Origin of the sequence: Paenibacillus spongiae (assembly GCF_024734895.1) — a bacterium.
GTDB classification, from domain to species: domain Bacteria; phylum Bacillota; class Bacilli; order Paenibacillales; family Paenibacillaceae; genus Paenibacillus_Z; species Paenibacillus_Z spongiae.
In genome coordinates, this window is sequence record NZ_CP091430.1 from 554,653 (window position 1) to 576,594 (window position 21,942).

Here is a 21,942-nt window from a genome sequence, read left to right on the forward strand (position 1 = left end):
GCTTTCGAAATGCATCTGCTTCTATTGTACAGGCTTCACCTTAAATATAGCTTAATCTGAGATGACGATCAAATGACGGGAGCGGATTAGGCTTAAGATTACCAAAGCTTGCTCTGGCGGCAGTGGATCTTACGATGCGGGAAGCTGGGATTTGGCCTGCTGAATAACGGCTGCGATTTTCGTCTCCAGCGTATGGATTTTGCGCTTCTGCTCAATGATTTGGCGAGTGAGCGACACGGAGGTGGTGAGCGAGGCCAAGGTGGCGGCGGCGTCGCGCTTCTTCACCGCATTGCCGGCCTTCTTCCATTCTGCGGCCAAGCTCTTCTTCGGAATGTCGGTCGAGCTGCGCTCTGCCTTGATTCGAATGACGAGCGGATCGGTTTCGTCCAAAGCGGCGCGAATTTTCTTCATCATTCGCGCTGCATTGGCCTTGGCAGCCTTGAGAGCATCTTCCTTATTCCGGATATCCTGGCGCGCCAGCTGAACGGCGGGCTTCAACGCTTCGGCTTGGGAGCGCAGCATGGATGTCATCTCCTTGGTCCCGATTGACCGTGACGCGGCAATTTGCCGGTTCAACGATGCATAGAGATCAAGCAGCTTCTTGTTACGTTCGCGTGTTTGCTTCACTTGAAGCTCGAGCTTGTCGATCTTGGCGGCGTCAATCAGCTTGATCTGCTTGCGCAGCAGCGATTCAGCTTCCTCATTCTGGTAGTGGATGGCCTTAATGCTCGCATCCCACCGGGCATCCTCCTGCTGGAGCGACGCGAAATCCTTGTACTGAGAGCTAATCTTGCTGCTCATCGTGCCGTCTGCGGCGGCAAGCGTCTTATCCAGCGACGATTGGAACGTGCTGGATATGCTGATTGCGGCGCTTGCAGGGCCTGCCGATACGGAAGCGGCAAGAAGAAGCGCCATGATCATGGCAATGGTGCAACGCGTCTTGTGTCTCATGTTCCGTGTGATTCCTCCTGTAATGGTTGATCGATAACGATCTCCGGTCCCGTTATGCCGGCCGGACGCAAAAAAAGCACCGCAAGTACAGGCGCTCATGACGCCTGATACTTACGGTGCTTCCGTGTGAGAGACTAGAAACCGTTATCGTTTCGTTCACTATACCTTACCTGTTCCCGAGGTGTCAACGACAGCTTCCGCGGGAGGGGTTGACGACGGGTCTACGAGGCGCCGGCAGCCTGGCGGGCATGTGCCGCAATAGCGGCATTGATCCGCTCTCGGCAGGCAAGCAGCCAAATATCGTCTGTCGGATAATTGTCGAAGGTGAGCGGCTCAGCCAAGCCTTCCTCCATAATCGCGAGCGTCCGCTCTCTTCCGACCATGCCCTCGAGCAGCTCTAGCGCGCGCAAATCCTGCAGCGCTTCGGTGAATACCGCGAGCCGCAGCGATTCCACCGGGGTTCCGTCTTCGCCCGGATAGACGAAGAACGCGTCGCCGGAAGGGAATGCGCCGCCGGCATCGGTCACCCGGTATGGATCGATAGCCTTCACCGAATACTGCGAGTACCAGAAATTATATCCCCAATGGAGAAAGCCCTCGATTTCAAACTTGTACAGCTGCAGGCCGATCACGCGGTTGCGGGCCGATGGCATCGCGAAGAAGCGGTTGGATACTTTCTGATATTGCGCGCAGCAATAATAAGTCCATAGACCGGGTACCCGGTTCTCCAGGAAAGGTCCGATGTGATCGGAGGACGGAATCGGCTTCTGCACGAGACCCTGCTCATACAGCGGGTAATCGGTCAAGGCATCGAGCGTCGGCCACCCTTCGATGAGCGGGCGAACCCAGTCGCTTGCGCTCTTGTATGCTTCGAGCTGCGAGCTGTGCGGCTCGTCCGAGATGTGGAAGTAGCAGCGCCCCTTCAGCTGCCGGGCCTCCAGGAAAGCGGTCAGCTCGGGGAGCAGCGCGGCGAGGAAGCCCTTGTATGCTTCGCCTGTCGCATCGGTCTCCCAGCCGAAGAGCTTCTGCGCTTCGCCATTCACCATGCCGACGATCTTCGGCGCGTGCTTCGCGCCCCATTGCGTAAACAGGTGAGATATCTCGAAGTAGCGGATACCCGCCCGGGTACAAAGATCGATCCACCGCGCAAGCCGTTCGAAACCGAATCGATAGCCCGATTCCGTTACTTCGACGTCGACGAGCTGAACCGTCGGGCGCTCCCCGCCGACCAGCGTATCGAGCGGCGGCGTGAATATTGGCGTCAGAATCATGTTCATGCCATTGCGCACGGCCGTTTGTACATAGGAATCAATGATTTGCCAGTGGCGTTCGCTAAATACTTCTACACCGTAATAGGTGGCCAAGCAGTCGGTATGGAACCAATCCGTCAGGATGAGCCGCTGATCCGGCAGCGCGGCCGGCAGCACCTCCAGTTCGAAAGTTTCCTCGCCAATCCGATTATTCTCGGCATCGACAAAGCGGATATGAATCGGGTGAATGCCCGCTGCCGCATTCTGATGAAGCCGGGCGGTCACCCATACCGCGCGCCACTGCTGTGGAGGAGCCACTAGCTCGCCAATCGCATCCAGCGGAAACAGCGGATCCGGATATAATCCGGGCGTGCTGCGCAGCAAGTTGCCGTCGTGATTGCCGTATATCGGAAACTCCGAAGGGGCCAGTCCGACCGAGCGGACCGACAGATCGGCTGCTATGCCGCTTTCCGCTTCTGCGCGTATCACATATTTAGCCGTAAGCGAGGAGCGGAAAGCCACTTGGAACGAGAACGTCTCGCCGGCTAACGCGGAAGCGCGGGTGAATGGCGGCGCCTGCAGGTCCTCGTCTGCAAACACTTTAATAAGCGAGCTTATGCTGCGGGTTTCGAATTGTTTCTGGTCATTGGATAATTGCATATTTACACACTCCTTATACGGATGCTGCTTTACTTGCTTGAGCTGTCCACGATACCGGCTGGAATGTGCCGGTTTCAGCTGATTTCTTGGCGGCCAGACACATCAATGCGCTTGTTAGCCCGTCATCGAGGGAGGACAGGGAAGGTGAGCCATTTTGCATAATATCAATAAAGTTCTTGGCCAGCAGCGGGTCTCCGCCGAAGTGATCGTCGCCTGCTGTCAGCTCATAGGTTTCGACACGCGGGGTATGGTGCATATGGACCTTGACGATGCCGGTATAGAAATCGAATTCGATCGTCCCCTTATATCCCATGAAGCGCGCTCCCCGGGCCCCGGCTCCGCGGCGTGCGAAGAAATTCTGGGAATAGGAAACATGCATGCCCGACTCATAACGGATGAGCGCGCTGCCGGAATCCTCGTTGCCGGTATCTTCGGCGAAGCAGCACTGCGTCCATTCATGCTTCGTATAATCCTTCCGGAGCAGCGAGCTCTCCGGACAGGTCTGATTCTCCTCGCATGCCGAGCAGGTTAGGCCGGCGGGCTTGGTTCCCTTGAAGATCTGCTTGGATACCATCGCGCAAATGTCCGTCGGCTTCTGGCCGAGAATGGCGTTAAGATAATCGAAATCATGTGTGGCTTTCTGCAAAAACAATCCGCCGGTTTCCTGCTCGTCACGGTACCAGCTCTGATAATAAACGTTGCCATACGGCACATTATTAACGGCCTGAACATGCTCGATCGTGCCGATTTTGCCGGAAGCTACGATCTCTTGCACGAGCTGCACGATCGTCGTCAGCCGGAGAGGGAAGGATACGACGACGCCGGATTGGGATGCCTCGTATGCGGCCTTCAACCGGTACAGATCCTCCATGTTCGTCGCTACCGGCTTCTCGAGATAGAGCGGCAGTCCGGTGGGCAGCACTTTGAGCGCCATAGGGGTGTGCAGCGAGCAGCGGGTGCCGATGAACACGCCGTCAACGGCGCCGGAGTCCAGCATGTCTTCCGGTGTCGAGAAGTATTGGATACCGTCATTCTGATCGCGAAGCTCCTGACGGAGGGCGTCCTGTCTGACATCGACGATAGCTGTCAACGCGCAGCTTGGATCCTGCCGGATAACCTCGTTAATCATGTGCCGAATGCGGTTGCCGTAGCCGATTACACCTAATCTCATGTTCGATTCTCCTTTGTCCGTGTTAGGATGGATGTATCGTCAGTATACGGGAACATGAGCGCGTTTTCTTTATTCAAAAAGCCGGAATATTTGCGTTTTTTGCTCCCATGGAACGTGGGGATTCACCTCTCCGAGCCTCATTTGAGGTATGATAACAATATGGGGTTTCATGGATAAATTAGGCGCGCAAAAAAGCAAAAAGGAGCGGTCGTGCGGATGCCATCATACACCGAATTGAACAACATGAAACGAACGTCGCTCGAGCAGACGATTGTCATCAATAAGATCATTACCATGTTCTATGCCGAGCGGGAGAAGGACTACGAGTTTCATGGCGAGTTTCATGATTTCTGGGAATTTCTCTATGTGGACAAAGGGGAAATTGTCGTCACAGCCGATGATACGGTACACAGCTTATCGCAGGGCAGCATTATTTTCCATAAGCCGAATGAATTCCACCGGTTCCATGCGGCGAAGGGGACTGCGCCGAACTTTATCGTCATGACGTTCGACTGCGATTCGCAGGCGATGAGGCGGTTCGACGGTCAAATTATCCGGCTCGAGGACGAGGAACGGAATTTGCTCGCGCAAATTATTGCGGAAGGGCAGAATGCCTTCCATTATCCGTTCGATCATCCTTTGCGGCGGCGGGAGGATGCGCCGGTCGGCAGCGAGCAGGTGATGCAGAACTATCTGGAAATCTTTCTGATCCGGCTGCTGAGACGTAACGTATTCCGGGATGCTCCCAAGGGCTTGTCCACGATCGCACGCGAAAAACGCAGGGACGAGCTGACGCAGCAGATTATCGCCTATATGGAAGCCAATGTCGGCCAGAATCTGACTGTCGCAGGCATTGCCGATCATTTTCACATTAGCCGGACGCAGGTAACGGAGATCTTCAAGGACAATACCGGTCACTCGATGAAGGAATATTTCAATAAGCTGAAGATGGAGCGTGCCAAGCGGTATATACGGGAGAAAACCGGCAGCCTTACGGAAATTGCCGATATGCTTGGTTTCAGCTCGATTCACGCCTTCTCGGGAACCTTCAAGAAATGGACGGGCATGAGTCCCTCCGAGTACGCCCGGTCCGTCATCGCCCGCGTCTAAAGTCAACGAACAAGAATAGCCTCCTACTCATCCCTGGAAGGGAGATTAGGAGGCTGGAAGTGCGCTGCGGGCCGTATTACAGGTCTGCCAGCTCGCGAACCTCGATCTGCTCGATCAGGGCGGCGACTTCATCGGGCAGCACGATGCCTGCCGCGGAATGAAGGGAATTGGAGGCACCGCAAGCGGAAGCCAGCATGAGCGACGAAGCGATGTCGTACCCGCGGTGGAGCGAGACGGCGAATCCGGCCACGAACGCATCTCCGCTGCCGACCGGATTGACGGCTTGTACCTTGGCGGCGCTGACGGAATAGAGCTTGCCCTGATAGAGGGCGACGGCGCCTTTCTCTCCGAGCGATACGGCGATGCATGGAATTTGGTTGGCCTGCGCGAGATAACGGATGGTTTCATGCAGCCGCTCATCGCCTTCGGCATCGTCCTTAGCTGCTTCCGATGTCAGGCGCGCCGCTTCTTCCTTGTTCGGTTTGATCATGAAGGGAGCGGCTTGAATGCCGCTCAGCAGCGCTTCGCCGCTTGTATCGAGAATGACTGGCACACGGAATTCCTTCACAGCCTCGATTAACCGCCGATAGATATCCGGGCTTCCGCCCGATGGAATGCTGCCCGACATGACAATGACCGAAGAGGTCGCGGCCAGCTCCTTCACATGCGTAAATAGCCGCTCGCAGTCGTCCTCCCCGATCTGTATGCCGGCCTCGAGTATTTCCAGCGATTCTCCGGTTGCTTCGTTCAATAGATTCAGGCAGGTACGGGATTCGCCGGCTGCTTCCACGAAGCTGTGTGGGATGCCTTCCTGCGTAAGCCCGCTGCGGATCATCTGGCCGTTCAAGCCGGCCGCGAAGCCGGTCGCGATAACCGGCTCGCCGAGCGCATGGGCTACGCGGGCGGCGTTGATGCCTTTGCCCCCTGCCTGTGCAATCGTGCGGGAGGCGCGGTTGGCTTTGCCGGGAACGAGATCGGGAACGAAATACGTCTTGTCGATGGCCGCATTCAAGGTGACGGTCGTGATATGTCTGGTCAGTGGCATTTAGTTACCTCCTGTGAAATGCAATGACGGCATGGACGGCTCCGGATTCGTATCGGCGATATGCATGGTAATGCCTTCCTGCTCGCATGCGGCCAGCAGTTCTCCTGTCAGCGGCGTATTGCAGACGATGGCTTCCAGCATCCCAAGGGGATTGATCGGGAAGATGGAGCTCTTGTTCGCCTTGGATCCGTCGAATACCGCGATGGCGCTATCGGAACGGCTCATCATAATTTGCGCCATCCGGGCTTCCAGTTCGGAGTGGGTCGTCAGCCCGGTCGAAGAGTGGATGCCGTCGACGCCGATAAACATTTTATTAATATACAGTCCTTCCAGCTTCGCCTCGGCGAGAGGGCCGGAGAGCTCGAACGTTTCGCTGCTCATGACGCCGCCGGTAAGCACGACCTGGACCTTCGGGCTCTCGGCCAGCTCCATGGCAATGTTGACGGCATTCGTGACGACCGTTATCTCATGGCGGTCCTTCAGCGCCCGGGCGATCAGGAAGGTCGTCGTGCCCCCGGTCAAGCCGATGATATCGCCCTGCTGGACGAGCGATGCCGCCTTGGCGGCGATAAACTCCTTCTCTTTCCAATACAGCTGTTCTTTCTCGTGGAAGCTCACTCCCCGGAGCGGGTCGTTATAGCGGGCGCCCCCGGCCGTCCGGAAGATTTCGCCGGTCTGCTCCAGCAGATCCAGGTCGCGGCGGACGGTTGCTTCCGAGCAGTTCATATAGTTAATCATCTCGTGAATGCTGAGCTTCTTGTGCAGCTTCAGCAGTTGAAGAAGCTGCTGCCGTCTAGCCTCGGCCTTCGGCAGTGGCGGGGTTGTCATACGATCATCATCCTTAAAGCTTTCATTTTGTTATCACTATAACGCAGTAAATTGAAATTTTCAATCACGTTATGATTGGAAATTTCATAATTTCGTTGATTTTTTCGATGTCTGCTCCTATAGTTAAGGTAAGAAAATCACTATTCCGATGACGGAGGGACAGATCATGAAGCGTTATGCTTTCGGATTCGATATCGGCGGTACGAATATCGTTTGCGGGCTGGTCGACAGAGAGGGTGAAATCGTCTGGGGGCGCAAGGTGCCTACAGAGGCGGATAAGGGGAACGACCATGTGATGGCGGTAGTTGCTTCCTGTGTGGAGATAGGGCTCTCGGAGTCCGGAGTCGCCAAGGATGATATCGTAGGCATCGGCATCGGCATGCCTGGACTGGTCGATCCGGAGCGGGGCATCAGCGTTCTGTCTTCCAATTTGCATTTTCGCAATTATCCCGTCCTTGCCAAGCTGCGGGAACTGACCGGCATGCAGGTGTGCATGGAGAACGATGTGCGCATGTATGTTTATGGGGAAGCTGTCGCAGGCGCAGGGCGCAACCGGCGCCATGTGTTCGGATTGACGGTCGGCACGGGACTCGCGACCGCCATGGTGAACGACGGCAAGCTCTACCAGGGCGGAGGAGACTTCTCCGGCGAGCTCGGGCATGTTCCGATCGAGGGAATCGAGTACGGCTGCAACTGCGGGCTGACCGGCTGCCTGGAGACGGTGGTATCCGCGACCGGCCTGGCCAGGCAAGCGAGAGAGGCGGTATTGTCGGGGAAGCGGACGATGTTAGCCGATCTGAAGGAGGATCCAGAGCAGCTGAAGGCGGCGGATGTATCCACCGCTTACGATGCCGGAGACGAGGTAGCCATTGCGATCATGAACCGGACCGGCGTCACCTTGGGCAAGGCGCTCTCGTACGTAGTGCCGCTTCTCAGCCCGGATATTATCGTATTGGGCGGCGGTGTCCTGCATGCGGGCGAACGGTTCATGAAGCCCGTCCGGGAGACGCTGTTCGAACGCATCATGCCGATCTACCGCGAACGCCTTGAGCTGGCTGCCGCGCAGCGCAATGAGGATGCCGGCGTCCTCGGCAGCTCCGGTTGGGCGTTCCGCCAATTCGGCTCATAAGCGCTGGCTGGCTTGCCCATGCTGTGTGCATGGGTACGTGTGCGTGAAGCTCATAAGCAGCCGCAGCCAGCGCCATTGGCCCACGTCGGGTTGTGCCGTCCCTAACGGAAACGGTATGCTATATAGAAGGGACTGGAGCAAGGCGCTGGCAGCAGGATGAATGATTATCCGGCAGCATTGGCGCTCGCTCTCGCCTCCTGGCATTCAACCTGCCGGGACAGCTTGAGGAAATAGGAGTGAAGGCAGTGGAATATACAGCGGACACCGTTGCGCAGTGGATGTTTAAGGAGCTGCAGGAGACGGGCATGTTATACCAGGAACAGGCCGTGGATTACATCTCGAAGCACTTTGGCGAATCGTTTGTCTATGTGAACGAGAACGGCAACCGTTCGATCGACAAGGAAGTCAAGAAAGCATTCAAGAAGCTGCATCGCGGACGGGCGGCCTGGGAGAGAGACGGATTCTTCTGGGGCTGGTCCTAACGAATGTAAGAAGGCACGAACCGTGTGAGTGGATACGGTCTGTGCCTTTTTTCTATGTGTGGGAGACCGTAAACGAAGAAGGCGCAAACCGTGTAAACACGGTCTGCGCCTCCTTCGTTGTTGAATTCCGTTCCCTCTTATCCCTGCATGGCACCGATAATGATGCCCGAGACGATGAAGGATACGAGATGATAGCCGATCGTAATGAGATAGAGACCGAGCTTACGGCCTTCGAACAAATAATTCATGCCGATCTTGGCCGAGACGGCGATGCCGATCAGCAATCCGACGCATAATCCGGACCAGACGGTTGTCTCCTCGCCGAGTGTCAGCAGCAGCGCCAATACGAATACCCCGACAATGGCGGTTACGGCCGTGAGGATATACGTCATCGGTCCGCCGCCGGACATCTCCTCCGGCTTCATTCCGAGCTGCTTCATCCAAGCGTTACCGAATAATACCGGCGTATACCACAAGAATCCTAGAATCATCGTGGCTATCGTTGCGAGAATGACCGCCACATAATTGATTTGCGCAAAATCAACCATAGTTACCCCCTGAAAAATATCATATAGCAGAAAAAATGATTATAACATTAGTTTCTCTATTTCAGGGGAAAAGTAAACGATAATTTTTTCCAGCAAGACCGGATAATCAGCCTGAATCAGCCGGCAGGTACGGGCTGGGTTGGTTCGGGCGTATCGGAGTTTTGGCCGGCATTGGGCTCTCGGTGCTGATCTATGCTCTGCAGGCTGCAGCAAGCGCCTATTATTTGAAAAAATATAAGTTCGGCCCTGTGGAGAGGGTGCTGCGTGTGTGGACCTACTTCTCCTTGGGCGGCAAAGCCCTCCTGCGCAGCGGGTCAACGAGAGGAGGGGCAGCTGATCCGCTACCTCCTTCTCATCTCGAAAAACTCGCATTTCCTTCTATCGTGATAGGAGATCTCGCTTACGCCGGTTTGCACGACGACCGTCTGATCGTCGAAGCGGACGATGACTCCTCCCATATCGACGACATGATCGTCTTGAAACACGCGTAATTTCGTTTGACGTTCCATCGCTTCATTAAAATCTTGATCCGTCAGCAATCGAATTTGCGCCATGTCCAGGTCCCCCTCCTTGGTTTCGTCATTTTCTCTATTGTAGCAGAAAACCGGCTTAAAGGCCGAAGACACGGCTATTTTGGAAATGCCCCTTCGAAGCTTGCAATAATTCAGCTATAGGAACGCCAATCCCAGAGTGCTTAGATTTATCCGCTCATGAATGATCGAGCTTGCGGGCCTATGGTTTAGCCGATCGCCGATCGCCTGTCCGGTACGCTGATCTCTGCCCGTTCCGCTATCTCAAATTACGGCTGCTTCTAGAACGCCGACTCTCGCTATACGATCCATTCATTTAATATTAAGTATCTTACTAATAATATAAATTAGACCGATCTGCCTACAACATGCCGGATAATCACTTTATCTCCAGATCATCCATAATTGTACTCCCAATCATCTGCACGATGATATTAATGGAACGGCGATGCTCACGGGTAAACACCTGCCGTCGGAGAAGCCGCTCGCCATGGACAGCAAGCGTCGGCTGGGCTGGCCGCGTTGGCCGGGGAGCTATCTGCAGGACGCATTTTCCAGGCGGACACGAGGAAAGATGGCCCGATGGCATAAAGAACCTGCTCATCGATGTCTTTGATGAAGTGAAGCTCAGAAGAGGACAAGATATCTCCGGCAATCCGCAGTTTGTGACAATAGCCGACGGCATCGAATCATGGTATTAATTGACGGAATATTGGAGAGCAATGCCAAGCAGAGGCAGAGGTGGATCGACGATATTGAATAAGGCTCGGTGCAGGGGACTCGCTATGTTTAGCGGGTCCTTTCCTCTATAACTTCATAAAAAATTGAATAAAAGGTTAAAATAGCTCAAAGATTTCGCGATTTCGCTTCATAACGTTTATTATTCGGCTTTTTTGCGGAATTATCCATTTGACCGGATGGGCTGAAATGCGATATAGTTCTAAATGTTTCATTGTTTAATCTTTTAGTTCTAAAATATTTATCAGTAAATAAGGAGGCGGGGGCATGCAGGTTAATGCTCAACTGGTCGAGCTCCCTGCACTATTCAAAAGTCTAGTCAAAAAAATGACGCATGAGTGGAACTGCAAAGTCGAAGATCAGCTTTCAATGACACAATTTCGTATGCTTTATTTACTTAAGGTTGCGGGCCTCAGCAAGCCGCATGAGCTAGCGGAGTCGCTCGGCGTAACGCCTGGCGCCATAACCGGAATCGTCGATAAGATGATTCAAAAAGGGTATATCGTCCGTCATCGTGACAGTGAGGACCGCAGAGTTGTCCGTCTCGCGATTACCGAAGCCGGCGAGCAATATATCGAGATTCTGATTGAAAAGCGGAAGCAGGTCATCTCCAATTTCTTCAATCGCTTGCCGGAAGAAGATGTCGAGCATTTAAGACGTATTTTAACCACATTATTAGAACAGGTTCACGATAAGGAGGAATTATAAGGTGGATGAGTTATCTCATAAGCGGAAAGTGACCATCATGGTCGGCATTATAGCCGCGATGTTCTTTGCCGCAATCAACCAAACGATCGTAAGTACGGCAATGCCGCGAATTATCGCGCAGCTCGGGGGAATGGATTACTACACATGGGTCATTACGATCTATATGTTGACTTCGACCATTGCAACCGTGCTTGTCGGAAAGTTATCCGATATTTATGGACGGAAGCCCTTCATATTGATAGGTATCGTATTTTTTATGATCGGTGCGTTCTTGTCCGGCTTTTCCAAAGATATTATTCAAATGATTACGTATCGCGGTATTCAAGGGATTGGTGCCGGGATTATTATGTCATCGGCCTTCACGGCTGTCGGTGACTTGTTCGCGCCGCGTGAGCGCGGCAAATGGACGGGTGTCATGATGGCCGTCTTCGGCTTCTCCAGCGTGCTTGGCCCGACTCTTGGCGGATGGATCGTCGATCATATGAACTGGGAATGGGTCTTCTGGATCTTCCTGCCGCTTGGCATCATCGCCTTTATCCTTATTCTTGTGCTCTTTCCAAAAGTGCCACGTAAAGAATCGGAATCCATTGACTACTGGGGCTCACTGTTTCTTACCTTGACGATTGTGCCTCTTCTTCTCGGTTTTTCGTGGGCGGGTACCAAATATGCATGGGGCTCCGAGCAAATCATCGGGTTGTTCGCAGCCGCGGTTGTATTCTTGATCTTATTCATCTTCGCCGAGCTTAAGGCCAAAAGCCCTGCGCTTCCGTTATCTCTATTCCGCAACGACATTGTAACCATATCGAATTTAGCCGGGTTCCTGATGAATGCAGGGATGATGGGTGCGCTAATCTACCTGCCGTTCTTCGTACAAGGGGTTGAAGGAATCTCCCCGACATACTCCGGTTATGTGACAATGCCAATGTCGATCACGATGGTCGTTATTAGCGCCTTCACAGGAAAGTGGATTACAAAGTCGGGCAAATATAAACGTTATGCCATGCTGGGACTACCGGTTATGATTATTGGGATGGTCATGATGGCGTATATGAGCACGATCTGGGTAGCTGTTCTGGCGATGATCGTCTTCGGAATCGGTCTTGGCCTAGGCATGCCGGTATTCTCGCTGACGGTTCAGAATGCCGTTCGGCCCGATCAGCTCGGCGTTGTTACCGCGTCCAACCAATTGTTCCGCAACATGGGCGGTACGATCGGCATCGCGGTCATGGGGACGATTATGGCGACCAGCTTGAAGAACAATCTGACCTCCGTCATGAAATCCGGCGGCGGCGTCGACCTGTCCAAGGTCGATCCGGAAGTCGCGAAGCAGCTGGCTGAATTCCAGAATCCGCAGATGCTGCTCGATCAACCGAAGCTGGAGCACTTGCAAACGACACTGCCGGCGGACATTCAGCCGCTGTTCGCGAAGATGATCGACATGCTCCGCAGCGCTCTGGCCGACTCGCTGACGACCGTCTTTCTATCTGGAGCCGCGCTGCTTGTCGTAGCGATTGTGCTTGTCGCCTTCTTGCGTGAAATTCCGCTTCGTACTTCCAACCGGATGCCGGGGGAGGAACAGATGGGTGAATCGAATTCGCAAGGCGGCGTCAAGGAAGCTGCTGTCAACCGCGGATAATAACAATTGTATTGGAACAATCGAAGAGGCTGTCTCAAAAGTAACGAACTTTTGAGCAGCCTCTTTTTCGTATCTAGAATAGCCGTTTAAGCGTCATGATTAGAAGGGAAGCAAGAGGGCGTACATGAGCGCGGCCAGTTCCTGTTTGTTCATGGCGGCTTTCGAGTTGAACTCGGTAACGCCGTCCTTGACGGTTACTTCGGGGCCGTGCAGCTTCATTTCGACCACCATCTTGACTGCGGGCTCCGCCCATTGCACGGTTCCTGGCGCAAGCTTCACCTTGCTCTCCGATTCCGGGTAGCCGGACAGATGGAGAATCCGTGCGATAATTACAGCGGCTTCCTCCCGGCTGATGGAACGGTCGGGCTCGAAGGTGCCTTTATTCGTTCCGGTGATGATGCCGAGCTCCAGCGCGCCTTGGATATGAGCTTTATACTTCGAGTCCGCAATATCGCTCAGCTTTGCGGGATTCTCAGAAGCCGGTAAGCCCAGCTCCACCGCGAGCGCATGAATAAATTCTCCGCGCGTCACGGCTTGAAGCGGCTCGAACGGCTTGCTCGCATCATCGGTCAACAGGCCGAGTGACTGAAGGTTATGAATCGGCTTGGCGTACGGATGGTCGCTAGGAATGTCCGGGAAACCTGCCGCAGCGGGCTTCTTGGCTGCATAACTGACCGGATTGCCATACTTGAGATACAGGATGTTTCCTTGCGTATCGGCACGGAAAGCCAGCGGCGCGCCCTTATCATCGATGAATAGCAGATCGTCGACTTGCGTGAGCTTATGCTGGCCGGTAAGTCCGTTCTCCATCGTTAGGATCCCATCTGCCGATACGGTGAGATTGCTTAGGATCGTGGCAGACCGCAAGTCGGCATAGATCCCTTCGAATTTGGCGAGCTCGGCGGCGGCTTGCGGTTTATAGCCCTCTTTGCCGAATGAATCCTTTTTGCCCGAGTAGTAGTGATCCATGAATGCCTTGTATAAATCATCGCGCAAGTCTTGATTCGTATTATAGGAGATGAATACGCCCGTCTTCTGATCCGGCAGCAGCCACATGAGCGAGCTAAAGCCGAGGATGTCGCCGCCCTTGGCAATGATATGCTGTCCGTTTGTTTTGCCCGGAACGAAAGGGGCTTCGAAGCCGTAAGTCGTATCCGGCACCTGGTTGTGAATCGACGAGTGGTACGTGGACATGCCTTTCAATGCGTCCGGCGATAGAATGACTTTGCCGTCTTCGGTTTTGCCGCCGGTAAGGAAAGCGTTCATGAAGCGTGCCATGTCGCCGGAAGTGGAGATCATGCTTCCTTCCGGAAGATCGCTGGGAGACAAGCGGTAAACCGGAATCGCATTGCCTGCCGGATCATAAGCGGTTGCCAGGCGCTCCGCCAATTTGTCCGGCATACTGAAGCTGGATGCGTTCATCCCAAGCGGCTTGAATATATGGTTCTCGACATATTCGCTGAACTTCTCTCCGCTTACTTGCTGCACGATATAGCCTTGGAGCTCCGAAGCGAAGTTATCGTACATATAGGACGTTCCCGGTTCGCGAACAACGGGCGGGAAATCGGCGAAGATCGCGTCTTTCAAGGACATCGGCGTCTGTGCAGGATCGAACAGGAAATTATCGCTTGATGGGTCGCGAACCTCAAACCCGGTTGTATGCGTGAGCAGCATTTCGATCGTTACGGGTTTGTCGAATGGATTGGTCACCTTGTGACCGTCCAGGTACTTCTCGATATTGTCCTGCAGCGAGATCTTCCCTTGATCGACAAGCTGCAGGACGGCCGCAGCCGTGAACACCTTGGAGACCGAAGCGATGCGGAAAGCCGTCTTGTCCGGATCGACCGGGGTATTGGATTCCGTATCGGTGACGCCGTAGCCTTTCGTTGCAAGAACTTTACCGTCACGTACAATGCTGACGGTTGCGGCACTTGCTTTTCGCTTTATTTCGTCCTTGGCGAATAGTCCGTCGAGGAACGCCTCGACCTCCTTCGGGTCTTGCGGGCCTGACGTAAGCGCAGGCAGCGTTACGGGAACGGCATCCGTATTACCGGCGGCATTGGCGGCAGGAGCGGACTGGAAGGGAGAAATCGCAGCAACGGAGTACGGCAGGGAAGCGGCCGGTGAATCAGCGGCGAAAACGCTGGCCGGCAGCGTTAAGCTCAAGGCGAGTACAGCAGCGGTGCAAATACGGGCAGGTCGTCGTGATCGTGTCTTCAATTTAAAACCTCCTCAAAGTTTAGTGAGCCCTCCGCCTCCGAAGGGGCGGGATCGAACAAGACTCTCATTAGTGAGCTCTCCGCTTCCGCTGAGACGTCATTGAGCGAGCTCTTGCCGAATGAATGAGCTCATAGAAAAATGGATTGGTAGAGACAACCAATTCTATTGTAAACGATGACACTGCCCATGTAACTGGACCTAGGGTTGGGATTATTGGCGAAAGGTGGCGATTATGCGGCGCGTATCCATGATTAAAAGGCCGTCCTCCATGATAGATCGTTATGGTATAGTGAAGATGAATAGGTAGCTGCAATCATCTTGAATGCTAGGGAGGATGTAACGACTATGATAGCGATAGATTTGACGGGCAAGGTGGCGCTGATCACCGGGGCGACCGGTGAACTGGGACGCGTAATGGTGCGGACGCTGGCGAAGGCCGGCGCCGATGTGGTTATCCATTATAATCAGAATGCGGAGAAAGCGGGAGAGCTGTTGGCCGAAGTCGAGGATATGGGGCGCCGGGCAATAACCGTCCAAGCGAATGTGACGAATGCGGAGTCCGTCAGCGCAATGAAGGATGCGATAACCGAGCAGCTCGGGCCGGTCGATATCGTCGTAGCCAACGCCGTTGTGCAATACCAATGGACCTCGGTATTAGAGCAATCTGCCGAGGACTATGCCAGCCAGTTCGAATCCTGCGTCATGCAGAGCGTATATCTGTCCAAAGCGTTTGCTCCTGCGATGATCGAGCGGAAACGGGGCCGCTTTATAGGCATTAATACGGAATGCGCCATGCAGAACTTCCCGTCCCAGTCTGCTTATGTCGCAGGCAAACGCGGAATGGACGGGCTGTACCGGGTATTGGCCCGCGAAATCGGGGAGCATGGCATAACGGTCAACCAGGTAGCGCCAGGGTGGACGATCAGCGAACGGGACCGTACGAACAATACGGAGCGCAGCGAAGGATACGAGAGCAAGGTGCCGCTGAAACGCCGGGGAACCGACCAAGAGATTGCGAATGTAGTCGCGTTTCTGGCGTCGGACCTGTCCAGCTATATTACGGGAGCGTATATCCCGGTTAGCGGCGGCAATGTAATGCCGACGATATAAGCACAACGCAACACAGGGCAATGCAGCGATCATAACAATATGCGCACAATCACAGGCCGCGGAGATTCGTCTCCGCGGCTTCACTATTTTCCGGCGTTCCGCGGCTCGAAGGTTCACGAAGCGTTCATAGAATCATCCGCTGACTAGCCCGATCGAGTCATATTGAAAGAGAGGGAGAAGGGTGAAATAGAAAGGAGCAAGCATGCAGTAGGAAGGAGCAAGGTAATGAAAAACAAGCTTATGATCGCCGTCGCCGCAGCCGTGTTGATGCTGGGGATCCTGTCCGGATGCGGATCGGGAGGAGCCGGCGGGCAAGGACAAGATCCCGCAGCGGTGAAGATCGAGCTGGTCAGCGACCCGTCTCCGGCAAGCGTCAAGCAGAACACGAAGCTGATTGCCGAAATAACGGGGCTGATAACGGAGAAGGACGCGAACGTGCAATTCGACGTCCGGAGGGAGAATAATGAAGGACTTCCCGAGTTTCTGGAGACGAAGGCCGAAGGGAAAGGGCGTTACACGGCGGAGACGACGTTCGACAAGCCGGGCGAATACGCCATTTACATTCATCTCTACCAAGGGGAGCTGCACATTACGAAGAAAAGGCCGCTTACTGTCCAATGATCCGGCTCGAGCCGGGGCAAAGGAATAGGATGCCGTAGGTGGGTCGTGGCCGTTGTGCTGCTGGCTATGGCGCTTACCGGCATTCCCGCCGAAGCGGCACCGCAGACGGCACTTGAGGCAAACGAGCTGCAGCGGCGGATTGACGCAGCGCAGGAGGGAGACATCATAACCGTACCGGCAGGGGAGTACGAAGGTGCGATTGTCATCGATAAGCCGGTTACGTTAAGAGGGGAGCCGGGCGCGCGTCTGGCCAACCCTGCTGCCGTCCGGCCGTTCGCATCCGCTCCAGCGGAGCGACGATAGAAGGACGGCGTATATGCGTTCAAGGACAAGCCGTCGGCGCAAGCGTTCATTGACGGGGAGAAGAAAGGGACGCTAATGACGGCCGATCAGCTGGCTTCGCATTCCTGGGAACAGAGCAAGGATATGATGGAAGGCATGGATCACAGATAGAAACGCTCGATGTTCATGATGCGAATATTTCGTGACCTAAACCAACAACCGCCCCGGCACATGCTTGCCGGGGCGGTTGTTGCGCTAGGGGAGCGGGAGGGAAGGTTACGAACGGACCGTTTGTTTAATGTAATGAAACAGATCAGATAGCGCATCCTTCTGCCCGGTCTGCTCCATGCGTCCGATGTAAGCTTCCCGGTCGCGGTACAGCCGGGACACGCCGCTTGCCAGCGTATCCGCCGTCAGATTCTCCTCCTCGAGCACCTCGCAGTAGCCGGAGGCCTCGAATGAGCGGGCATTCAAGATTTGATCCCCGCGGCTCTGCTCCTTCGTCAATGGAATGAGCAGCATCGGCTTGCGCAGCGCCAGGAACTCGAAGATGGAGTTCGATCCCGCGCGAGACACGACGACGTCGGTCATCGCCAATATGTCGGGCAGCTCATCGCCAATATAGGTGAATTGGCGGTAGCCGGGCAGGTCCAGCTCGGGGTCGAGCTGACCCTTACCGCACAGATGCACAACTTGAAACTCGGCAGTCAGCCGGCTCAAGGCTAAGCGGACCGTCTCGTTAATCTTGCGCGCACCCAGGCTGCCGCCCATGATAAGGAGCACGGGCTTGGAACCGTCAAGCCGGCAGAAGACCCTGCCGCGATTGGCGCTGCCTGCGTCCAGACCGTCGCGGACGACGGCCCCGACGAAGCGGGTCTTGGCAGAGCGCAGATGCTTCTCCGTCTCGGGGAAGGTCGTGCATACCGCGGCTGCGAAGGGGATGGCAATCCGGTTCGCGAGACCCGGCGTCAGATCGGATTCGTGAATCACGACCGGGACCCGGTTCAGCCAGGCCCCGAATACGACGGGTACGGAGACGAAGCCGCCTTTGGAGAAGACGACATCCGGCTTCAGCTTCCGTATGATCCGGTAGGCCTGCATCGCTCCGCCGATGACTTTGAAGGGATCCTTCACGTTCTGCCAATCCATATAGCGTCTTAGTTTCCCGGTCGAGATGCCGGAGTAGCGGACATCCGGCAGCTTGGCAATAAGCTGCTTCTCGATGCCGTCATGGGAGCCGATATACGAGACTGCCCAGCCTTCCTTCAGAAAGCGGGGGATCAGGGCAAGGTTAACCGTTACATGACCGGCCGAGCCACCGCCTGTAAATAAAATCTTTTTCACTTTCGACTTCACCTGTCTTTTCATTTGGTCTTGCATGAAGGCAAATCACCGCCGGCGCGTCCAGCCGAATACCTTGACATGGACGAGCGCCTTGCTTGCCCAGTAGGAAGCGATATACAGCAGGATAAACAGGACGAGCAGAGGCTTGAACAGAATCCAGCAGGCGATCCAGATGATGAGGATCTGCCAGCCCTTCAGTTTGCGCAAATAATTCGGGAACAGCATGACCCGGTAGAACCAATAGGACTTCTGCAGAATCTCCAGATACTCCTCGCGAATTTGCGCGTTGTTTGGATCCAGCCGAATCGCGGAGCCCATGAACTCGGCTGCCTTCCGCGGATCATTCCGGCGTTCGGCCGCCCAAGCCAGATAGAGGAGCGCCTGGTCGTCCTCCGGGTCGTCATGCAGGGCAACCTGCTCGGCATTGAGTGATTCTTCATCTTTATTAAGCAGGGCAAGCGCATACGCATATACGGCATAATTAATAGAAGAATGATTCAACGAGATAGCCTGCTCCAAATATTCACGGGCTTCCTGCCACCTGTTCTTCGTTAGCAAGTACTGGCCCTGCATCCGGTACAGATAGCTGTAGTCTGGGAACATACGCAGCATCTCGGCGATCACCTTCTCGAAGGTCGGCCAATCTTTGCGCTCGTAAGCGACGATAAGGCGAACTCGCCAGGCGCTTTCCAATTCGGGATCGCGCTTCAGAGCCTCACCGCTCCAGTAGAGGGCTTTGTCCGCATCAATAAACTGGTAGACGACGGCCAGAGCGCCATAAGCATCCGCATTCTCCGGATCCTCTCTGATCCATGCTTCCGCTTCCTTCAGCGCGTCATCGTAGCGATCCCAGTGCAGAAGCTGGTCGATCCGGCTGTGGTAGTTGGGATGGGCAGGCTGTTGCATTGCATCCATGGGGAAGCCTCCTGATTAGCGCAATCGATGATTCTTCATGTAATCGAGCACGGCCTGGTAGTCCTTGTTGGAGTCGCTGAAGGTGGCATAATTCTTAGCAGTCTGAAACCACTCCAAGGTAGACGGCTTCCGCTCTTTGACCGCCGACTGAAGATCGATCGCGGTCAGCGGCTGGATGCTGCCGGCTTGGAGCGAGCGCAGGAGCGCTTTCTCCGAAGCGTCCGAGACGAGCTGGTTCAAGTCGGCGCCGGAGAAATTGTCCGTAAGCTCTGCCAGCTTGCGGAAGTTGATTTCCTCCTGCGGCTTGCCGGCCGCCTTCAAGCGCAGAATCGTCTCGCGCTCTTCCTTCTCGGGCGGCGAGACGAACACCAGATGATTGAAGCGCCCTGGCCGGCGGAGAGCGGTATCCAAATACCACGGGGTATTCGTCGCGCCGATTACGAATACTTCCTGGTTGAAGGAATGCAGGCCGTCGAGCTCGATCAGCAACTGGTTAACCAGCATCCGCTCATGGTGCTGGCGCATATTTTGACGGGCGCCGCCAAGCGCGTCGAGCTCGTCGATGAACAGTACGCAGGGCTTCTCCGCACGCGCCTTCTCGAAGAGATCGTGCAGATTATGCTCGCTTTCCCCGATATACATCGACAGAATCGCCTGCAGCTCCAGATGGATGAAATTTGCGTTAATTTCGCCGGCGACGGCTCTGGCCAGGAAAGTCTTGCCGCAGCCCGGCGGCCCGTATAGAAGCAGGCTGCCGCCAGCCTGCTGGCCGAAAGCCTGGAAGATTTCCGGCTGCTGCAGCGGGAGTATGAAGCTCATGCGCACCTTTTGCTTCACGTCTTCCATTCCGCCCACATCGGCGAAAGTAATCGAAGGCTGCTCGGCCTCGACGAGGGATTGCTTTTCTTTATCGAATGAAATGACCTTCAACTTGGGGCGTTCTCTCTGATCACGATCGTCCGGCAATGGGATCTCGTCCTTTCTCTGTGAAGCCGTTGCTGCGGCTAGTTATGTTCGTATCCTGTTCTATTCGTGTTTAGAGGACGAAAAACCTTCTTTGACACCGGGATGCGGGAGCAGCGGGAGGAGGCAGAGAAGCGCCTTAGCGTATCCATATGAACAAAGCATTCACCCGAGCGGACGGAAACAGGCCATGCATGTATCGCGATGCTTGCCGGGAGCGGGCGGCCTTCAGAATAAATCGTATGATGGGAGAAGGGAACTATTCTTTAAATAAATTTTCAAAAGGTTGGAAATGAGTTGTGCTTTAATTTGTTTTGTGGTATGATTCGAGTAATCGAAATGGAGACCTGAATTCACATATTGTAAAGGGTTAATATTTTTTCGATATTACCTTTTTCAATATGTGAATTTTTGTTTACTGGAGAGGAATAATATTTTTCGGAGGTTGTTTACAGATGCAAACAGGTACAGTTAAATGGTTCAACGCAGAAAAGGGTTTTGGCTTTATCGAAGTTGAAGGCGGCAATGACGTATTCGTACACTTCAGCGCAATCACTGGCGACGGCTTCAAAACTCTTGACGAAGGCCAACGCGTTGAATTCAACGTTGTTCAAGGCAACCGTGGACCACAAGCTGAGAACGTCGTTAAGCTGTAAGACAAACATATAAGAACTGCCCTTAACACCAAGTTAGGGGCAGTTTTTTTACAACATAGGAGGACCTGTTCCTAAATCGCGGATGGCGCTTCCTGTAAGCAACCTTTTCTGTAATCCCGGTCAGCCGCTGGCGACTCGCTCGTTCTAGGGCCGATCCAACCAAATTAAGACTAAGGGGGTACGTTCCATGTATTCACGAAAAAAACCGTTAGAGGAAATTCCGGAAGAGGTTACCGCAATTTGGTCATGCACCAATGACGGGTGCAACGGTTGGATGAGAGATAATTTCGCGTTTGAGTCGGAGCCCGCTTGCCCGCTCTGTTCGTCGTCCATGGTGAGCAGTACCAAGACGCTCCCCTCGCTAGTCAATCACAACAGCCGGCATTAATCTGCAAGCGGTACGTTCATGAGGATGATACGTAAGAAACCGGGGGAAGCTTTACCATGATTATCAATGAGAAAATTAAAGCGTCCGAAGTCCGGCTAACCGGTCCGGACGGCGAAGATATGGGGATCGTATCGCGTGACGAGGCACTCGCATTAGCGAAGAAGCTGAAGGTCGATTTGGTCTGCACGTCGCTGATGAGCAGTCCGCCTCCCTGCAAGCTGACCCCGCGAGGGTCGGCGAAGCAGGAAGCGCTCCAGGCCAAACAAGGGGAGCGCCGGAAGGAGAAGCCGGCAGCCGTGAAGGAGATTCGGCTGACTCCGCAAATCGAGGACCATGATTACGTGACGAAGCGCCGGCAGGCCGAGAAGCTGCTAAGCTCAGGCCATGCCGTACAGCTGGTCGTTCGGCTTCAAGGCTCCAAGGAAGGTCATCAAGCCAAGGAGCTGTTGGAACGATTGGTCAAGGATCTATCCGCCGCCGGAACGAAGGAGACGGGCATTCAAGTCAGCGGCAAGCAAGCCGCGGTTAAGCTTCGCGCGATATAGAAGGCTGCAGGAGATCATTTTCCTTCCGCAAGGAAGGAATGAGCTCCCGCAGTCTTTTTTTGTGCCTTTCGTTAAGATGGATCGAAAGAGAGCGGCAGCGAGCCGGGCAGTC

General features: G+C 54.5%; 22 protein-coding genes. 11 read left to right on the forward strand and 11 right to left on the reverse strand.

Annotation, left to right across the window (positions count from 1 at the left end; genetic code table 11):
- Positions 1-129: 129 nt before the first annotated feature.
- From L1F29_RS02430 to L1F29_RS02440, 3 genes are all read right to left on the reverse strand, one after another.
- Positions 130-951, reverse strand: coding sequence for a hypothetical protein (locus L1F29_RS02430; protein WP_258386820.1), 822 nt, complete (start codon positions 949-951; stop codon positions 130-132).
- 221 nt (positions 952-1,172) lie between these two features.
- Positions 1,173-2,861 (reverse strand): DUF4091 domain-containing protein, encoded by a 1,689-nt coding sequence (locus L1F29_RS02435; RefSeq protein ID WP_258386821.1) that lies wholly within the window; start codon positions 2,859-2,861, stop codon positions 1,173-1,175.
- 13 nt (positions 2,862-2,874) lie between these two features.
- Entirely contained in the window at positions 2,875-4,032 is a 1,158-nt protein-coding gene (locus L1F29_RS02440) for a Gfo/Idh/MocA family protein (protein WP_258386822.1), read from the reverse strand.
- A 216-nt stretch (positions 4,033-4,248) separates the two neighbouring features.
- Between L1F29_RS02440 and L1F29_RS02445 the strand changes: the two genes are divergently transcribed.
- On the forward strand, positions 4,249-5,142 hold the full coding sequence (locus L1F29_RS02445; RefSeq protein WP_258386823.1) for an AraC family transcriptional regulator: 894 nt from the start codon (positions 4,249-4,251) through the stop codon (positions 5,140-5,142).
- A 76-nt stretch (positions 5,143-5,218) separates the two neighbouring features.
- Here the strand turns inward: L1F29_RS02445 and L1F29_RS02450 are convergent, their stop codons facing one another.
- Together L1F29_RS02450 and L1F29_RS02455 are read right to left on the reverse strand one after the other, a co-directional pair.
- Complete coding sequence (locus L1F29_RS02450) at positions 5,219-6,187, reverse strand: 1-phosphofructokinase family hexose kinase (protein ID WP_258386824.1); 969 nt, start codon at positions 6,185-6,187, stop codon at positions 5,219-5,221.
- On the reverse strand, positions 6,188-7,015 hold the full coding sequence (locus L1F29_RS02455) for a DeoR/GlpR family DNA-binding transcription regulator (protein ID WP_258386825.1): 828 nt from the start codon (positions 7,013-7,015) through the stop codon (positions 6,188-6,190).
- A 166-nt stretch (positions 7,016-7,181) separates the two neighbouring features.
- On the opposite strand from L1F29_RS02455, the gene L1F29_RS02460 reads away from it, so the two are divergent.
- Together L1F29_RS02460 and L1F29_RS02465 are read left to right on the forward strand one after the other, a co-directional pair.
- Positions 7,182-8,144 (forward strand): ROK family protein, encoded by a 963-nt coding sequence (locus L1F29_RS02460; RefSeq protein WP_258386826.1) that lies wholly within the window; start codon positions 7,182-7,184, stop codon positions 8,142-8,144.
- A gap of 245 nt (positions 8,145-8,389) precedes the next feature.
- Complete coding sequence (locus L1F29_RS02465) at positions 8,390-8,626, forward strand: DUF6953 family protein (protein WP_258386827.1); 237 nt, start codon at positions 8,390-8,392, stop codon at positions 8,624-8,626.
- Between the two features lie 137 nt (positions 8,627-8,763).
- Here the strand turns inward: L1F29_RS02465 and L1F29_RS02470 are convergent, their stop codons facing one another.
- Both L1F29_RS02470 and L1F29_RS02475 read right to left on the reverse strand, forming a co-directional pair.
- On the reverse strand, positions 8,764-9,174 hold the full coding sequence (locus tag L1F29_RS02470; RefSeq protein ID WP_258386828.1) for a DUF1761 domain-containing protein: 411 nt from the start codon (positions 9,172-9,174) through the stop codon (positions 8,764-8,766).
- Between the two features lie 341 nt (positions 9,175-9,515).
- Positions 9,516-9,728 (reverse strand): hypothetical protein, encoded by a 213-nt coding sequence (locus tag L1F29_RS02475; RefSeq protein WP_258386829.1) that lies wholly within the window; start codon positions 9,726-9,728, stop codon positions 9,516-9,518.
- A gap of 981 nt (positions 9,729-10,709) precedes the next feature.
- Between L1F29_RS02475 and L1F29_RS02480 the strand changes: the two genes are divergently transcribed.
- Together L1F29_RS02480 and L1F29_RS02485 are read left to right on the forward strand one after the other, a co-directional pair.
- The gene (locus L1F29_RS02480) at positions 10,710-11,150 is read left to right on the forward strand and encodes a MarR family winged helix-turn-helix transcriptional regulator (protein ID WP_258386830.1); all 441 of its coding nucleotides are present in this window, start codon (positions 10,710-10,712) and stop codon (positions 11,148-11,150) included.
- 1 nt (position 11,151) lies between these two features.
- Positions 11,152-12,786, forward strand: a complete 1,635-nt coding sequence (locus tag L1F29_RS02485) for an MDR family MFS transporter (protein ID WP_258386831.1) — start codon at positions 11,152-11,154, stop codon at positions 12,784-12,786.
- A 99-nt stretch (positions 12,787-12,885) separates the two neighbouring features.
- On the opposite strand, the gene L1F29_RS02490 is transcribed toward L1F29_RS02485, so the two are convergent.
- Positions 12,886-15,006: a serine hydrolase domain-containing protein gene (locus L1F29_RS02490; protein WP_258386832.1), complete on the reverse strand. Its 2,121-nt coding sequence runs from the start codon at positions 15,004-15,006 to the stop codon at positions 12,886-12,888.
- 345 nt (positions 15,007-15,351) lie between these two features.
- Here L1F29_RS02490 and L1F29_RS02495 point away from each other — a divergent pair, with 345 nt between their 5' ends.
- The 3 genes from L1F29_RS02495 to L1F29_RS02505 all read left to right on the forward strand — a co-directional run bounded on the left by L1F29_RS02495 (position 15,352) and on the right by L1F29_RS02505 (position 17,040).
- Complete coding sequence (locus L1F29_RS02495; RefSeq protein ID WP_373876469.1) at positions 15,352-16,116, forward strand: SDR family NAD(P)-dependent oxidoreductase; 765 nt, start codon at positions 15,352-15,354, stop codon at positions 16,114-16,116.
- Between the two features lie 225 nt (positions 16,117-16,341).
- Positions 16,342-16,737, forward strand: a complete 396-nt coding sequence (locus L1F29_RS02500; RefSeq protein ID WP_258386833.1) for a FixH family protein — start codon at positions 16,342-16,344, stop codon at positions 16,735-16,737.
- Positions 16,738-16,782: 45 nt separating this feature from the next.
- Positions 16,783-17,040 carry a hypothetical protein gene (locus L1F29_RS02505; protein WP_258386834.1) on the forward strand — a complete coding sequence of 86 codons (258 nt, stop codon included), beginning with the start codon at positions 16,783-16,785 and terminating at the stop codon, positions 17,038-17,040.
- Between the two features lie 255 nt (positions 17,041-17,295).
- On the opposite strand, the gene murG is transcribed toward L1F29_RS02505, so the two are convergent.
- From murG to L1F29_RS02520, 3 genes are read right to left on the reverse strand one after another with little or no spacing between them, the layout of a single operon-like run.
- Positions 17,296-18,363, reverse strand: a complete 1,068-nt coding sequence (gene murG / locus L1F29_RS02510) for an undecaprenyldiphospho-muramoylpentapeptide beta-N-acetylglucosaminyltransferase (RefSeq protein ID WP_258386835.1) — start codon at positions 18,361-18,363, stop codon at positions 17,296-17,298.
- 45 nt (positions 18,364-18,408) lie between these two features.
- The gene (locus L1F29_RS02515) at positions 18,409-19,278 is read right to left on the reverse strand and encodes a tetratricopeptide repeat protein (protein ID WP_258386836.1); all 870 of its coding nucleotides are present in this window, start codon (positions 19,276-19,278) and stop codon (positions 18,409-18,411) included.
- 15 nt (positions 19,279-19,293) lie between these two features.
- The gene (locus L1F29_RS02520; RefSeq protein ID WP_373876470.1) at positions 19,294-20,244 is read right to left on the reverse strand and encodes an ATP-binding protein; all 951 of its coding nucleotides are present in this window, start codon (positions 20,242-20,244) and stop codon (positions 19,294-19,296) included.
- 452 nt (positions 20,245-20,696) lie between these two features.
- Here L1F29_RS02520 and L1F29_RS02525 point away from each other — a divergent pair, with 452 nt between their 5' ends.
- The 3 genes from L1F29_RS02525 to infC all read left to right on the forward strand — a co-directional run bounded on the left by L1F29_RS02525 (position 20,697) and on the right by infC (position 21,830).
- Positions 20,697-20,897: a cold-shock protein gene (locus tag L1F29_RS02525; protein WP_204820473.1), complete on the forward strand. Its 201-nt coding sequence runs from the start codon at positions 20,697-20,699 to the stop codon at positions 20,895-20,897.
- 187 nt (positions 20,898-21,084) lie between these two features.
- Positions 21,085-21,285, forward strand: a complete 201-nt coding sequence (locus L1F29_RS02530; protein ID WP_258386837.1) for a cold-shock protein — start codon at positions 21,085-21,087, stop codon at positions 21,283-21,285.
- 56 nt (positions 21,286-21,341) lie between these two features.
- Positions 21,342-21,830: a translation initiation factor IF-3 gene (infC, locus tag L1F29_RS02535; protein WP_258386838.1), complete on the forward strand. Its 489-nt coding sequence runs from the start codon at positions 21,342-21,344 to the stop codon at positions 21,828-21,830.
- Positions 21,831-21,942: the final 112 nt, after the last annotated feature.